12 protein-coding genes and 1 pseudogene are annotated in these 14,937 nt (G+C 64.7%); 9 read left to right on the top strand and 4 right to left on the bottom strand.

All coding sequences use genetic code 11. The annotated features are described in order from the left end of the window. Positions 1 to 106: 106 nt before the first annotated feature. The 5 genes from KBX39_RS00200 to KBX39_RS00180 all read left to right on the top strand — a co-directional run bounded on the left by KBX39_RS00200 (position 107) and on the right by KBX39_RS00180 (position 5,302). Positions 107 to 598, top strand: coding sequence for a hypothetical protein (locus tag KBX39_RS00200; protein ID WP_210868617.1), 492 nt, complete (start codon positions 107 to 109; stop codon positions 596 to 598). Then, the gene (locus tag KBX39_RS00195) at positions 598 to 2,112 is read left to right on the top strand and encodes a hypothetical protein (protein WP_210868615.1); all 1,515 of its coding nucleotides are present in this window, start codon (positions 598 to 600) and stop codon (positions 2,110 to 2,112) included. The genes KBX39_RS00200 and KBX39_RS00195 overlap by 1 nt, the downstream gene beginning before the upstream one ends. A 963-nt stretch (positions 2,113 to 3,075) precedes the next feature. Further along, positions 3,076 to 3,273: a hypothetical protein gene (locus tag KBX39_RS00190; protein ID WP_210868613.1), complete on the top strand. Its 198-nt coding sequence runs from the start codon at positions 3,076 to 3,078 to the stop codon at positions 3,271 to 3,273. Beyond that, positions 3,273 to 4,160: a restriction endonuclease gene (locus KBX39_RS34190; RefSeq protein WP_369010100.1), complete on the top strand. Its 888-nt coding sequence runs from the start codon at positions 3,273 to 3,275 to the stop codon at positions 4,158 to 4,160. Before KBX39_RS00190 ends, KBX39_RS34190 begins: the two co-directional genes overlap by 1 nt. 587 nt (positions 4,161 to 4,747) lie before the next feature. Further along, entirely contained in the window at positions 4,748 to 5,302 is a 555-nt protein-coding gene (locus KBX39_RS00180) for a hypothetical protein (protein ID WP_210868608.1), read from the top strand. Positions 5,303 to 5,783: 481 nt separating this feature from the next. Here KBX39_RS00180 and KBX39_RS00175 read toward each other — a convergent pair whose 3' ends face one another. Beyond that, on the bottom strand, positions 5,784 to 6,710 hold the full coding sequence (locus KBX39_RS00175; RefSeq protein WP_210868606.1) for an IS3 family transposase: 927 nt from the start codon (positions 6,708 to 6,710) through the stop codon (positions 5,784 to 5,786). After that, positions 6,707 to 7,018 carry a transposase gene (locus KBX39_RS00170; protein ID WP_069087405.1) on the bottom strand — a complete coding sequence of 104 codons (312 nt, stop codon included), beginning with the start codon at positions 7,016 to 7,018 and terminating at the stop codon, positions 6,707 to 6,709. The genes KBX39_RS00175 and KBX39_RS00170 overlap by 4 nt, the downstream gene beginning before the upstream one ends. A 65-nt stretch (positions 7,019 to 7,083) precedes the next feature. Between KBX39_RS00170 and KBX39_RS00165 the strand changes: the two are divergent. The 3 genes and pseudogenes from KBX39_RS00165 to KBX39_RS00155 form a co-directional block, all read left to right on the top strand. Beyond that, a pseudogene (locus KBX39_RS00165) lies at positions 7,084 to 7,475 on the top strand (tyrosine-type recombinase/integrase); the annotation flags it as partial. An 844-nt stretch (positions 7,476 to 8,319) separates the two neighbouring features. Continuing rightward, positions 8,320 to 8,730, top strand: a complete 411-nt coding sequence (locus KBX39_RS00160) for a hypothetical protein (protein ID WP_210868604.1) — start codon at positions 8,320 to 8,322, stop codon at positions 8,728 to 8,730. Further along, complete coding sequence (locus KBX39_RS00155) at positions 8,690 to 8,959, top strand: hypothetical protein (RefSeq protein WP_210868602.1); 270 nt, start codon at positions 8,690 to 8,692, stop codon at positions 8,957 to 8,959. Before KBX39_RS00160 ends, KBX39_RS00155 begins: the two co-directional genes overlap by 41 nt. A 134-nt stretch (positions 8,960 to 9,093) precedes the next feature. On the opposite strand, the gene KBX39_RS33030 is transcribed toward KBX39_RS00155, so the two are convergent. Continuing rightward, the gene (locus tag KBX39_RS33030) at positions 9,094 to 10,299 is read right to left on the bottom strand and encodes a hypothetical protein (RefSeq protein WP_247659725.1); all 1,206 of its coding nucleotides are present in this window, start codon (positions 10,297 to 10,299) and stop codon (positions 9,094 to 9,096) included. Positions 10,300 to 10,337: 38 nt separating this feature from the next. Beyond that, complete coding sequence (locus tag KBX39_RS00145) at positions 10,338 to 12,812, bottom strand: CHAT domain-containing protein (protein WP_210868600.1); 2,475 nt, start codon at positions 12,810 to 12,812, stop codon at positions 10,338 to 10,340. A gap of 51 nt (positions 12,813 to 12,863) precedes the next feature. Between KBX39_RS00145 and KBX39_RS00140 the strand changes: the two genes are divergently transcribed. Beyond that, positions 12,864 to 14,795, top strand: coding sequence for a caspase family protein (locus KBX39_RS00140; RefSeq protein WP_210868598.1), 1,932 nt, complete (start codon positions 12,864 to 12,866; stop codon positions 14,793 to 14,795). The last annotated feature ends 142 nt before the right edge of the window (positions 14,796 to 14,937 follow it).

The raw sequence follows: 14,937 nt of genomic DNA, 5'->3' as shown, positions 1-14,937 counted from the left end.
TTTGGACGCGCGAGTGTCCAGACCGGACACGACGGCGCGGATAACGTTCAGGCATCGGCCAGATGTCGGGGCTTAACACCACGATGGACATTGGTATCTTGAAGATGTGACCACTGATCTCGCCGCCTCCTCCCCGCCGCCGGGAGACGGCTACGCGCACGAGTGCCACATCCGCGACCTGTACGCCAGGAGGCTCAGCGAGTTCCGGCCGGAGGAGCTGTTGCTCAAGACCGAGCACTCCTATGCCGGATCGCGCGTCCGCGCCGACATGCGCACGCTCAGCAGCGACGGTGTGATCCGCGTATGGGAGTTCAAGATCCTCGCAGGCTACGAGGGACTCGGCCAGGCTCTCACGTACCTGGCGTTGGCCCGGAAGGAGCAAGAGTTCGGTCGCCCGATCCGGGCCGTGCTCGCCGCCTTCGCGTTCCAGCCCGAAATTCGCACCACCATCGAGGTGCTGAATCTGGGCATCGAACTCGTCGAACTACCCGCCAAGCTCCGCCTAGCGGGCGGCGTCCCAGGCATCGAAACAGCCCTGCCAGTTCCCACAATCCCCCACCTGACCGACCTGCTGCCGCCGACATTCAAGGAGTCCTGATGGCAACCCTGCCCACATTCCCACAAACCAAACTGCTTGCCGATGACGCGATACCCGAGGACAAGGATTTCGGCGGGCTCAGGATCGTCCGGTACCAGACCGACCCGAAGGCGCAGGTTGCGGTCGCCCAGAACCAGTACGAGTTTCAGCACGAACTGGGAAAGCGTCACATGATCCACGGCGTAGTGCTGGCGCTCAAAGGAGCAAAGCCGAACTACCGAATCACAGCGACGATGCACCCAACGCTGAGGCAGTTTACTGAGATTGTCAAGTACGACCCTTCGGCTCCGCCAATCGAGGACTGGGAGGCTCAGGGCATGCTGAAGGCCCACGAGCAGACCCAGCAAGACTTCAAGGGCGCCAAGAAGGAAAACCTGGCCAACTTCAAGCAGTACAACGTCGAAGCTATCCGGGAAGAACGCGTCGCCTATCTTCCGACCATCAGCGGATGGCAGTCGGCAGCTGCGTTTCCCGAGACGATCTTCGTGGCTCTAGACGAGAGCAACCCTATGGCCCTGTACGGGATTTTGTACCTGCCCAAGAAGCCTGTGATGCAGTCTGACGGCCAGACCCAAACCGCCGCGCTGTTCCAGGCGGCACAGACCGGCCTCGCGATCAAGGCCGGCGCTTTGGACACCTTCGGCACTACATTGGAAATCGAACTCAACGTCACGCCCGAACGCGCCGCGCAGAGCTTTGCTGACCGTAACGGCCGCGGGTCGAAGAAGAATAAGAACCTCGTCGCAACTCTCGACAGTTCCTCAGCAATGGCCCGCCTACGCAACCAGGCCGTCGCCGGGACCGTCTTCGAGGACCGTCTTGCCGATGGGCGCACGGGTGGAGCAAGCGAGACCGCGACGAGGAACATCGCCGACCTCTCGACCATGGACCAGATCCTCCTGAACGTCATCTCCCGCGGTTCAAGAAAAGAAGAGCAGATCAAGCTCTACCACATCAAGCACTTCCTTCCCTTCTGCCGAGAATTCCTTGAACTGCTCGACAGCGAATTCGGCGATAAGTGGGTCGATCCCACTCCCAAGGGTAGCGAACCGTACCGACTCATCTACATCCACGGCTGGGCATTCGCCCTCAAGGCTTTGGCCATCGCCTACCATGACTGCCGCCGAGACCTCATCGCCCCCCTCGCTGCTGCCATCGGGACCAGCGCTGGCGATGAGCACCGCACGGCAGAGGAAGCTGAAGAACTCTTCCTGGCGAAGGCGTCCGGCAATGACGCACCCGAGCCGGTCATCAGCTTCGAGGAATTCGCGCAGCGAATTCACACCATCGACTGGCTCCGCTACCGCAAGCACTGGATCAGCCTGACCGGGTACAAAATTGACCGGAACGGCAAGAAGAAGACGCGGGAGATCAAGGACGGCGCCGGCGGTAAGAAGCTCATTGTCGACGGCAGGGCCCAGAACACGGCCGCCCACATTGGCACCGTCGTCAACAAGATCCTCTCCAATAAGTGGACCGACCTCACCGCCACCGCCGACGAGCCCACCAAATGACCCATCGGCCCCGGTTTGCCGACTTGATGGTTCCGGTTGAAGCCCATTGTCAGGCTGGCGACCCAGGCACCTGCGTTAGGTCCCGCACGACGTAGGCCTTCAGGAGGATGACCGCACATGCGGGGCTAGTAGGCAGATTAGGCAAGCCATTTAGGGTCCACTGCATTTCCCAAGGGGTTGGGGCTTGGGCAGCAGCACGAATTTGCGGCCATGAGGCCCTCTGCCACTCGGCGACCCGCTCACAAGTGCGCGGCCGATGTTCGACACGAGGCATTGAACTGCAGGTACGGGCAAACCGGGACGTCAACCCGCTCGGAGGATCATGTACAGCCGGGCGGGCGGAGAGCTTGTGGCAGACCGTGATCCAATGGGTGCCATGGAGGATCAAACGCGCGCTGTCGATGTCAACCGGCCCGTCACGGGCCCTCAGTTGCTCCGGCTAGTAGCCAACGAACTCGCCGATTACATCGAGGAGTCCGAACACGCTGGCGAGCCCATGAGCCTCGCTGACTTCGGCATATGGCTCTCAGCCGACGCGTAGCAGCAGGCTACTTCCGTTGCAACTTCGGCTTGGTTGACGAACAGGGGCCGCTGACATGGGCAAACGCCCTCGTCGGCGGCCCCTCCCGCAGATCTAGACAGACGGGGGCCACAAGGCGAGTAGGACGCTTCGCCACACGTCCACGCACGTCACGCACGCTCTCCACAGAATCAGGCCGTGCGGTCGACGTTGTGCCGCGCGCCATCGCGCAGGCCGTGCGGTCCCCACTTGGCCCCCGGAACGCTGACACGCTAGGAAGCGTGGACGCAGCCGGAAGTCGCACGGCAGCGACGTGCCTTGACCTGCTTCGCAGGGCGGCCGCCGACTCGATGCAGTTGGCCTAGCAGTGGGCTGGCGGATCGGAACTTTCCCGTCCCTGCAGCTCAAAACCGTCGCTGATGGAGGGGTTCAACGTGCGTGGGATGGCGGACGAGTATCGCCATGGCCGCAAGTACTCTGTGCACATGTCAGACGTCGAGTTTGATGAACCCCTGGTTCAGGGCACGCTCTGGGGGCCGGACGAGGTACTGGACTATTCGCCAAAGCCTACGTTTGACGAGGCGTCCGTGGCATTCCTTCATTGCATGACTACGGCAGACCCCGACTACAACAACGTCTGATGATCAACGGCGCGTTCCGCCCACTGAAATCATATCCTGCTTTCCAGGCTCTTCAGAGATCGCGATTTCTTGAAAACCTTCACAGCCTCAGTCAACTACCCACCAATTTGGGCCTATGTCCGTATTGCGACGTTCCATTGGTGACGGTAGAGCGCCGGGATCTAGGAGTTGAGGATAACTATCGCTGGGTTCAAGAGATGGTTGAGCACTGCGATCGGTGCATGTTTTGGCAGTTGAACGAACTACGCCTCACTCGGTATGAGAACCGGGGAGTTCTTACGAGATACGACTATCTGACTCTCCGCTCCAAGGTGCGGGAGTTCGATACCCACACACCCGACGGATCCCTGAGCGAAATCTCGAAATGGTTTCGACGACATCCTGAAAAGTATCAGGCGGTAACTCCACGCTATCTCGAACTGCTAGTTGCTCGTGTATTCGCTGAGGTCGGTACCTACGTTGAGGCGCGACACGTCGGTCGGCCAGGTGACGGAGGCGTGGACGTTCTTCTCGTAGACGCGGAAGGCAAATCCTGGGTGGTGCAGGTCAAGCGACGAGAGAGCCCGAAGGCGGTAGAACCTGTCGACACCATACGAAATTTACTGGGAGCGCTGGTTCTGGGACGAAGTCGCCACGGAATCGTAGTTTCCACTGCCGACCACTTTACCTATCCCGCTCAGTCAAGCGCACGGCACGCAAGAGGCGAAGGCTTTACCATCGAACTCGTCGATCGGCATCTGCTCGATGCGCTCCTAGCCAAGACGGTCGCAGCAAGCCCCTGGGCACCTCTTAAGAGGATGCTTGAGGATCAACGGGGCGGGTGGTTGCGCCAGGAGTGGTCCGAATCCGAGCTATTCGACACCTCCCCGAGCTGGTCAGCTAGGTAACACTCATTCCGGTGCTCACCCCGAGCATCACGGCTCGCCAACGAACCTGCTCGCGGGTGTTGCAGCAACCGCTGATGGTGATCCAGTGCGCTCGACCAGCGATCAACAGTGCTTGCCGGGCTGACATAGTTGCGCTGGGCGTCTAAAGTTCATCCCATCAAAGGGACGGCAACGATAGACGCCCTCGCAAAAGACTGGTCGCGAAAACAAAGAAGGGCCAAGGACGATGACGTTCGAGTCTAGCGAGTCACCTTTCCCCGAGGTCCCACTGTCTTGGCTGGCCGACGCGCCACTGTTCATCGACAGCGAGCAGATATCTGCTTTCTACGATGCGGTCATCATGCCGGAACACGACACAGACAAGATAACCATATCCACGAAGAATGTGACGCTCACCAAGACAAGCGTAACCGGCAAAGCCGGGGCCAGAATCAGCACTAACGCCCTGCTAGCAACTATCTTCCCGTTTATTGACGCACAGGCAAACGTAGAAGGAGCCACAGGGCGCGAGAAGTCCAGGCAGCAGGATCGCGGAGACACCATTGAGCTAAGCCCAATTAAAACGCCTCACCGGCAACTCGTACAACTTGCACTTCACTATGCGGCAAACCTGCCAGGACGAGGTCAGCTACATCCGCGACGGCAATTGGGATGCCTTGCTCGATCCTGCGTTCGTGGCCGCAACTCCAAGGGCGCTCGTTTTCCTTGATCTACCGCCGGCGCAGCCAATCATTCCACTCGCCGCAGAGTTGACGACAGGCCGGGTGGTAACCCTTTTTGATGAACTAGCGGCCGAGGTTTCCAAGCGGGTCCGCTCATTGCCACCTCCCTACCCTGGCGTCGATGACCCTGCAGAAACACGCAACCACTGGGCCTGGTATTCCGCGAACTACAGCGCCATAGCGGCGATGAACGTGCTTGAACGCGGCATTGGCGAGGGCGGTTTAGCGAGATGGGTAGATTACAGATTGCAACTGACGGAAGAGGCGTCACTGCACTTCTCAATGCGCGGCAGGGGCGGATTTCCAACCGGCATTTATGCTTACTCCACCATCGCACGCGGTCATGAACACGGGATAAGGATTGTGGGAACGCTCAAGTCCGGACCTGACCTCAACATTCTTGCGCTATTCGAGAAGTAGCAATACATTTCCACCCGGCACTTTTGCCCCACAGCGCAGGTTCGGCGACGCTGGTGTGCGCGACGACAACCAGGGTTGTCGTCGCGCACACCAGCTCGGCGAGCACGGCCACGTGCCGCATGACGCCCGCTCGTCTACACCTCGTCAACGATCGTGAACGAGTTCGGCGGTCGCCCGCGACTCGATCACTAACTGTTGCCTCTGCTCGTCGCTCAGGGCAGCACCTCAAGCGGGTCGCGCTCGCGGGCTGCAGGCGGGCGCACCGCCCTGCATAGCGTGCGGTCCCCATCGGTCCGCACCTCGAGCCAGAGCGGGCCGGAGCCCTCCACACGCCGGAGGGAAACCGACCTTGTCGGCAGGTCGCAAGCCAGCGGCGCTGGCCCGGGTACATCTGAGGTGGCACGGATCCGAGAACATGTAAACATGACTAAAATCGGGGATCGTGCCGTCGTGAGTTCCCCCCGCTTTGATGGAGCGGTGGTTACCTGCTGCCGGCTGGCGCAGGGGTGGCGATAGGTGGCTCGGCTGGTTGCGGCTGGCGGGTGTGCCAGGCGGTCTCGTACTCGTTGGGGCTGAGGTAGCCCAGCTCGCGTTGGATGCGGCGGGTGTTGTGCCAGCCGTCGATGTAGGCGAAGATCGCGTTCTCGGCTTCGTCGCGGGTCCGCCACGAGGTGCGGTAGACGAGTTCGATCTTCAACGTCGACCAGAAGTTCTCCATCAACGCGTTGTCGTACGAGTCGCCGACGGAGCCCATCGAGGGCAGGATCCCGTTGTCCTGCAAGCGTTCGGAGAAACGGAACGACGTGTAGTTGGATCCCCTGTCCGAGTGGTGGATCAACTGGCCGTCGCGGACATCGCGCGACCAGATGCCGTATTCGAGGGCGGCGAGGATCAGGTCGGTGTCGCAGCGGTCAGACGTCTTCCACCCGACGATCCGGCGGGAAAACACATCCCGGACCGCGGCGAGCCAGAACACACCCTCACCGCAGGGGATGCGGGTGGCGTCGGCAACCCAGAGCCGGTTCGGCCCGTCGGCGGTGAACTGCCGGTTGACCAGATCCGGCGCTGGCGTGTGTCGGGGATCTTGCTTCGTGGAGCCGCCACGCCAGCCCCGGCGCAGGAACGCCCCCTGCCAGCCGTGGGCGGCCATCAGCCGCTCGACGCGCTTGCGGCCCACGCGGATGCCGTCACGGCGTAGCTGCCGGTGGACCCGGTCCGCGCCGTAGGTTCGCCCGGAGGTCTCCCAGATCTCGTGGATGTTAGAGATCAACCCCAGGTCGACGACGTCCCGGTCGCAGGGCTGCTCGGCCTGCTTGACCCACGCGTAGTAGGTCGAGGCGCCGATGTTCAGGACCCGTAGCAGGAGCGCGACCGCGAACTGGTCACGGTGTTCATCAATGAACGTCATGACCGTCGCCGGGTCGGGTCGAGCTCCGCCGCGAAATACGCGCTCGCAGCCTTCAGGATCTCGTTCGCCCGCCGCAGCTCAGTGACTTCCCTGCGCAGCCGGCGGTTCTCCTCCGCCATCTCGCTGGTCGGCCGGTCGTGACGCTCACCTGCGTCGGCCTCGGCTTGGCGGATCCAGCTCCTGAGCGCCTCGTGATGCACGCCAAGCTGCTCGGCCAGGCGCCGGATGACGGGCTTCGGATCCGACTCGCGGTACAGACGCACAGCGCGCTGACGTAGCTCATCGGGGTACTTCTTCGGTGCTGCCACGGACGACTTCCTCCCCCACGGCCATCAGACCATGGTCAAGAAGCTCCATAAAAGCGGGGGCGGCTCAGGCGCGGCAGGTGCCCATCATCGGCGAGCTGCGGCCGATGGTGGCCGCGAAGCTCGACCGGCTCACCGAGGATGACGGCCGGCTCTTCGTCGGCCCTCGCGGCGGCCGGATCAGCACGGCGGTGCTGCGCGACGCGACGCACTGGGACGAGGTGGTCAGCTCGCTGGGCTTCGAGTACCTGCGGCGACACGACCTGCGGCACACCGGGCTGACCTGGATGCCGGCGTGCCGGTGCACGTCCTACGGAAGATCGCCGGTCACGGCTCGCTGATGACGACTCAGCGATATCTGCATCCGGATCGTCAGTCGATCCGGGCCGCCGGTGAGGCGCTGTCTTCGCATCTCACCGGCCTGAGGTCCCCAAATGGTCCCCAGCGGGGCATCGCATGATCGCGAGAAATGCCCTTCTACCTGCGTCGGGACGGCCGGATTCGAACCGACGACCCCTTGTAACGGAAAGTAGCCGAAGCGGGCTTGTCATTACTTGCCTGAGATGGTCGTTGAGCTGCAAGGACGTCACTAATACGTCACCGGCTCTTGTCACTCTTCGCCAACAATTGGCCTGGGTTTTCGGGGGGTAAACGGGGGGCCAGGTTCAACGTCCGCCACGTCTGACCGTCTATCCACCGGTCGTGCCAGCCTTATAGGTCGTGTACCGACCGGACTTGCGGCAGCCCGTCCTCGGTCAACACGATCGTCACCGGGACCTCACGCGGTGGTGGTCTCTCGGTGGTATCCCGCAAGCTGCGGTGCGCGGGACATTCGCAGGATGGCTGCAGCGGGTCCGGGCACCCGACGAGGGCAGACGTCAGCCGCTGGACCCCGTCGACGTCGACCGGCCACGACCAGTCCATGTCCCACGGCTCCTCCCAGGGCGGGTGGAACCAATCGTGATGAAAGCGCACCAGAAGCCAGCCCCACACTCCGGGCGGGCCACCACGTTGGTCCAGCGGTAGTTGACCTGGTGCCCCGAGGCGCCGTGCGGGACGCCCCAGCGGCGGACCGCCTTCGGCACCGCAGTGTTCGCCCTGGCGTTTGCCGGGCCGCTGCTGCTGTGGCAGGCCCTCGTCGAGGCGCCGTTCACGATGGTGGTCGCGACGGCCGGAATCATGGCCGGAGTTCGGCTCGCCATCCAGGGCTGGCTCGCGATCTTCTCCAGGGCCACCGCTACCGGGACGACCTGGACCGGGTCCAGCACGACTATGAGGACCTGCGCGCGGCGTACGACAGGTGGGTGCGCAAGCTAAAATCGAAGCCGACCGACGCGGAGATGGCGCACTGGCTCGACTGCGATCGCAAGATCCTGGTCGAGGACACGCTGCGGCACTACCGCATGGCCGCGCAGGACGTGATAGCGCAGGCCTTCATCGAGGCGCCCGTGCCCGGGTTCAAGCGGGCCCGGGTCAGCAAGGGGCCCTGGCGCTACTCGCGATACAAACTTCTCCTCTTCCTCCTCACCAAGGACGGCGTCCGCCAGGTCACGATCACCCTCGACTTCGAAACCATGGAATTCGGCGATCAGCAGCGCCTCGCTTACCAGTACAACTCGGTCGTGGCGGCGAACGTCGTCGATGCCCGCAACGGCGAGAAAACTTCCCCTGACCTTGACGAACAACCGCCGAGACGAGCTGACGATCACCGGTGAGTGGCTAGGCATGCCGGAACTCGGCGACGACGACCGCATCGCCTCCCAGGTATCGCTCGATGCCTCGGGCCTCGAACGCACCCTGCACGTGCTAGAGGGCATGGAGCAATGCAGGATGATCTCGTCCGCCGTGGTGAATCCGCCTCGTTCCTCACGTACGGCGCTGATTGTGTCAGCCTGGGCCGACGTCATCTCCAACTCGGAGCACAACCACTCAGCAGGAACGTGATTTACGTTGATGAGATCGCTGTCCGCGTAGTCCCGGTTAGCGACGACGTCCGGACGCCGGGGTGCCCGGGTCGACTGCCGCGCCGGGTCGTAGATCAGGCTGACCCGGATGGACGGCTTCCCGGTCGGGTTCGGTCAGGCATCGTCCATGCCGAGCGATTCCCGGATGGTCCGGCGGGCCTGGTGCAAGGTGGACGGCAGGTCCGCCTCCTCGCGCTCGACCAGGGACTTGAGCGGAAAGTCGTAGAGGCTTGCGGCTAGTTCCGGATCCACGAGAGTGAGGAACGAGTGGGCGTGGGCCGCGATCAGGTACCTGGCCGGGTGGTAGGGCCCGTAGTAGTGCAGCGCCGTGTTGGTGACGTCGTGCAGCATCAGGGCCGCGGCAACGGTCCGGCCGACGGCGCTGTGCCCCGCGGCGAAGTCGACATGGACGTGCAGGGTGAGCGGGTGGACCGGGCCTAGAACGCTACGGCATGCCTCGAGCAGATGCGGCATCAGCTCGAGGAAGCGCTCGACGTCTCCGTCCGCCGCGATCTGTTTGGCCTGCTTCCAGGAGGACTCGAGTCGGTCCCGATCGTCGGAGGAGTGCGGGACGGGAAGCGGTATACGGTCCTCCTCGGCGAGCGGATCCGGATGCTCGATCCAGGCCATGTCCTGTCTGAACCGGTCACTTCGGCGGAAGCCGATCGCCCCCGTGAGTTCCTCCAGATGTCTGGCGAGGTCGTCGGTGACGCGGGCCTCGCCGGTCTGCCAGACCGCGAGATGGTCGATGAACGCCGCGAAGACTTGGTCCAGATGGTGCTGACCGGGGTCGCGCGGCAGAGTGGGGCTCTCATACGCGACCATGGTCTGGAGGACGGCCGTCGCGCGCATCAGTTCCGCGTGATAGAGCTGCTGGATGTCGGCAAGCTCCTCCGCCATGTCCTCGGGAAGCTTCGGGATCAGACGGATCGTCCGCACGCACAACTGTATCCGACAGAGCATGACACCGTAGTCGTAGTACCGCCGCCGGTGAGCGTCGATCGCGGTGCGCACGACACGTTGCAGATCCTCCATCTCCGCGCTGATGCGTGCCCTGGCTTCCAGCCAGTCCTGTCCGAACGACCGGGCGAACTCGTGGTGACCCGGCAGGTCAGCCACGATTTCCTCGAACCGGTCGACCACGGCCGGGTCCACTCCCAGCTCGCGGATCCGGTCGGCGGTCCATCCGCACATGTCGTGCATTTTCTCGAGTACGAAGTCCGGAAAACCCCGACCGATGATCACGATCCACTCGGTGTAAGCGCAGTAGACGTCCTCCAAGTCGTGGCCGATCTGGAGTTCTTCGGCCGGTCTGGCCATAGCGCCGGGCGGAGGTGGCTCGAAGTCCCGTGCGCCCGTCACGACGCACCCGGAAACTTGTACGTCGCCGGTGCGCCGAACAGCTGGAAACCCGCCCAGTGGTAGGGATGAGCCGTGATCGGATCGGCTGCCATCGCCTGCTGTGCCTGCCGCAACGCGTCGGCGGGCGAGGCGAATTTCTGGAGAGCCAGATAGAAGTGCCGCATGAGCGCCTCGGTCGAGGCGTCGGAGACCGCCCACAGGGGCGCCAGCACCCCCTGCGCGCCGGCGGCGAGAAACGCGCCGGGGAAGCCGACGTACTCCGAGCCGAACCGCATCGCTCCGGTTCCCGCGTGGCAGGCCGCCAGGACGACCAGCCTCGCGTTGAGCTCGTACCGTGCGAGCTCGCCGTACCAGAGCGCCTCGGGACGGTCGGCGGGACCGGCGAGGTGCAGGGCGGAGAAGTCCGGATGGTCGGGGAAGAAGAACCCGTGACAGCCGAAATGGGCGACGTCGGCATCGGCGAGGTTGGCCATCATCATGTGGTACTCGAGCCGATCTCCGGTCACGGTGAAGGCATCAGTGAACGTGCCCGCCGCGTGGTCGATCTCCGCCCGGGCGTGCGGCAGGCTGCCGTCGGGGTCCCCGAAGCCGACGAAGCGTTCGAGGACGCGCTTGAGCCGGGGCCTGGTCAGCAGGCGTGCCAGCAGGGTGAGGCTGGGCACGTAGCTCACTTCGCGGGTCGCGGAGAGCATCGCGGGTGCCAGCGCGCCCAGGGGGATCCGCCAGAGCGCCCCGTGCGGCACGAAGAACAGGCGGCACCCCTCCGGAACGTGGTCCACGACGGGCTGGACGAGATGGGTCATGAGCCAGGTGACCGCGTCGGGGTCGTCCTGTGATCCGCCCAGCGGGCTGGACAGCTGAGCCAGTGCACCCTCAACCGCCTCGTCCACTTCCTTGGTGGCGAAGCGACCGATCGTCCGGCAGTCGCCGCGGCTGATGAGGAAGATCGAACCGTTCGAGCCGCAGACCACGACGCGGTCGTTCTCGGCGAGCAGGGCCCGCACCGACCGGGTCAGCGTCGGTGACGTGGCCGTGGTGAGGCCAGGCGTGGCGGACAGGAGCTTTTGCTCCTGGCGCTCGAGCGCCTGCCGCTGGTCGCCGAACACTCGGGTGAGCAGCCGGTGGTTGGGTTCGGTCGGCGCAATGATGTACTTCCCGAGAACGTCCTGAAGCACCTTCGAACGGGAGTCCTCCAACACCTGCGGGTGCCATTGCCTCCAGAGCTGGTGCATCGCCGTCTGCGCGAGCAGGGCCCGGCTCGCGGCGAGCTCATGGACGTCAACCGCCGCCTCGGCACCGCGCAGCGCTTCGGCGCACCGCTCGGCCATCAGGTAAGTGATCTCATGGGCGGCTGAAAGCTCTCGCTGGAGGGCTTGCGACCGCCCGTACTTCCGCAGCTCCTCAACGTTCCGAAGGATCTCGTCGAGTCGGCGGGCCGCCTCCTCAGTCGGGCCGTTAGCCATCACCTCGAGTGCGGTGGCTCCCGCCTGGAAGACCTCCGAACCACCTTCTTCCAGGGGTATCCTTCGGCCTTCCGCGTAGGCCAGCTTGCCCTCGCACATCTTGCGGTAAAAGTCGGCGTGGCCGCCAAGAAGGGTGGCCGACTCGACGCACCACCGCAGCCCCATGATGAGAGGCTCGAGATCTTTCGCGGTCATCGCGGCCGCATAGGCCCGCCACCACCGCGCCTGGTCCTTATCCAGCCGTTGCAGGCGGTTGAGGGCGCTTTCCAGGTTCGGCTGGTCGGCGAGGTCGGTCAGCACGGTGATCATCGCCACGACCGCGTTGGCCTCGCTGACGGGGTCGGCCGCCCGGCGGTAGGCATCCGCACCGCGGCGGGCGTGTACCAGCATGCGCTGATGGCTTCCCTTCACGGTGTGGGCGGTCCTCATCAGCAACGTGAACAGGCCGATCTCCGCACTGCCTTCGACCGCGGCCTCGCCCTCGGCCCGGGCCAGGTGAACGGCCTCGATGAAGGCCGCTCTGGCCTCTTCGATCTGGCCCCGGTCGCGCAGGGTACGCGCCCGGTCGTCCCACTCCCTCGCGGTCTGCGGCCGCTCCGCTCGGGAGCGCGCAAAGGCAGCCTCCCGGGCGGCCGCGTCTAGCGGCTCCACCGGCATGTCATCGGCCTCGACCTCGCCCGCGCGGACGATTCTGATCATCTCGAGGTGTGCTGTGAAGAAACGCTCATAGGAGGCGTCAGCTTGGGGTATGGCCCGGACGAACTCGATGGTGCGGTCTATCAGCCGTTCGGCCTCGCGGCTCCGCAACTCCTCGCGCTCAGCGATCATCCGTAACTTGGCGCGCGGGCTGCCTTCCGTGATCAGCTCGACCACGGCGTCGCGGACAGGTTCCTCGATGCTGTCGCCCATTCTCGACTGCATGAGCCACGCCGCCTGAACGCTCTCCGTGATCACCCGCGCGGCCTTGGCAAGCCGCTCTTTCTCCGAGTCGTGAGGGGAACCCTCCATCAATCCATTATGCAGATATTGACGGAGCTCTGCGGTGTTACGCTCGTGGCCGTGTCGGCGCATGCGACCGGGCGGGTACGCGCTCTTCTCATCGGGATCGATCGCTACCTCGGCGCCCCTCGCCTGATGGGATGTGTCAACGACGTCGAGCACGTCTCCGCGTTCCTCAATCAGCGGCTGGGCTCGCGTCTGGACGAACGGCGCCTCATCAACGGGGAGGCGACCAAGGACGCAATCGTAGAGGCGATCCGCTCGCACCTCGGGCAGGTGGGACGCGGTGAGGTCGCGCTGCTCTGGTTCAGTGGGCACGGCTCGGAGCAGGCGGTGGCGCCCGAGCAGTGGCACCTTGAACCCACGGGGATGAGTCAGTCGCTGGTCTGCCACGACAGCCGAGACGGCGACGTGCTGGACCTGACTGACAAGGAGCTGTCCGTGCTCCTTGACGGGCTCGCCGATCGCGATGGGCACGTCGTGGTCGTGCTGGACTGCTGCCACTCGGGCAGCGGCACCAGAGAATCCCAAGCAACGATCCGGTCGGCGCCCGCCGTCACCACGCTCTCGTCCTCGGCCCGCCGTCCGCCGGAACCGCGCGCCCTGACGGCCTCCTCGAGCACATCCCATGTAGCTCTATCCGCCTGCCGGTCCGACCAGCTGGCCGCCGAGCAGGTCATCGACGGCGAGTTTCGGGGTGTGTTCACGGCCGCGCTGCTGGAGGCTATGCGCCATCTCGGGGCCGACGCCACCTACCGCGAACTGCTGGTCGGTGCCCGATCAAGGATCGAGGGCATCCGCAGGGCACAGACACCGGTGTTGTTCCCCGCCCACCGCGACGGCCCGGCCGACCAGGCCTTCCTCGGCGGCAGCCTCGTCAAGTCCTCGGGAATGACGGCCCGCTGGATCGGTGACGGATGGCTGGTTGACGCCGGCCACTGTCATGGGATGCCGGTCCCGGCTCTTGAAGAACCTGTGCTCTTGGCCGTCGCCGGCCGCGCTGGTCTGGTGCTGCGGGTCGTCGAGGTGAGGGCGGGTGAGTCGGCCGTCGAGCCGCTGGGCTGGGAGCCCGACCCGGCCGAGCAGTACCCGGTCGTCCTGAGCCGTACCCCGTTGCCGGCCGCCCAGGTCGTGGTCGGGGGCACGGTCGAGGACGATCCGGCGGCGTGCGCACGGGTGGTCGAGGCGATCCGGACGTCGGCCTACCTGACAGCCGCACGCCAGGAAGACCCGAAAATTGGCCCGCGCATGCGGGTTGCGGCGGTGCGGCGGGAAGGGCGTAAGGTCCTCCGCGTCCTGCGCTCCGACGACACGCCGGTCGTCCCCGACGTCGAGGGCCACTCCGATAGGAGCGCTCGCCTGGTGGTGGCGCAGATGGCGCACGTCGCACGATGGACGCAGATCAAGGAGCTGGCCAACCCCTGGTCAGCGCTGACTGGTGCTGTGCACCTGGAAATTGTGGCCGCCCGCCCCGGCGTGGTGTCGGCACCACGGGAGGAGCCTCCGCTCTCCGTCAACGACGATGGCGCGATTTCGCTCACCTATCGCCGCACCGCTGACGGCTGGGCTCCGCCGGAGGTCTTCGTCCGATTGCGCAACACCTCGCCTCGCAGGCTGTGGTGCGTCCTGCTCAACCTCACGGACCGGTACCGCTCGCACGCCATGCTCTTCCCGGGCGGATTCGTGGCGCCGATGGGTGTCGCGGCGGCGGCCGAGGGACATCGGATCCCGGTGGTCCTGCCACCGGGCCACGCCATCAAGCCGGGCGCGGCGAGCACGGACTGGTGCAAGCTCATCGTCTCCGACCGCGAGGTGAACTCCGCCGCCCTGGAACTGCCCGCGCTTGGCGAGCGCATCGCCCGAGGCCTGCGCCCGCAAACCGCGACGGCGAGCCTGGGCTGGAACTCCGTGCGCGACATGACCGTCCCCGATCCGGCAGGCGACTGGACGACCTTCCTGCTTCCGGTCGTCACGCGAGTCCCACAGGAGTGATCAGTCCGTAAAGTCCCCATGATCTCGTCCAGTCCCATGGCGAACAGCTCGCCAGAGACGAGAGTCCACCTCCCACGAGGAGAAGCGAGGGTGAACAGAGCGCCGACCAGCGGAGAAGCATCATGCAGCGTGATTCGCTGGG

The sequence above is a fragment of the Micromonospora sp. D75 genome (assembly GCF_018070405.1).
Taxonomy (GTDB): domain Bacteria; phylum Actinomycetota; class Actinomycetes; order Mycobacteriales; family Micromonosporaceae; genus Micromonospora; species Micromonospora chalcea.
Note: the sequence above shows the minus strand (reverse complement) of the source record. Positions and strands in the feature narration are given on the sequence as shown.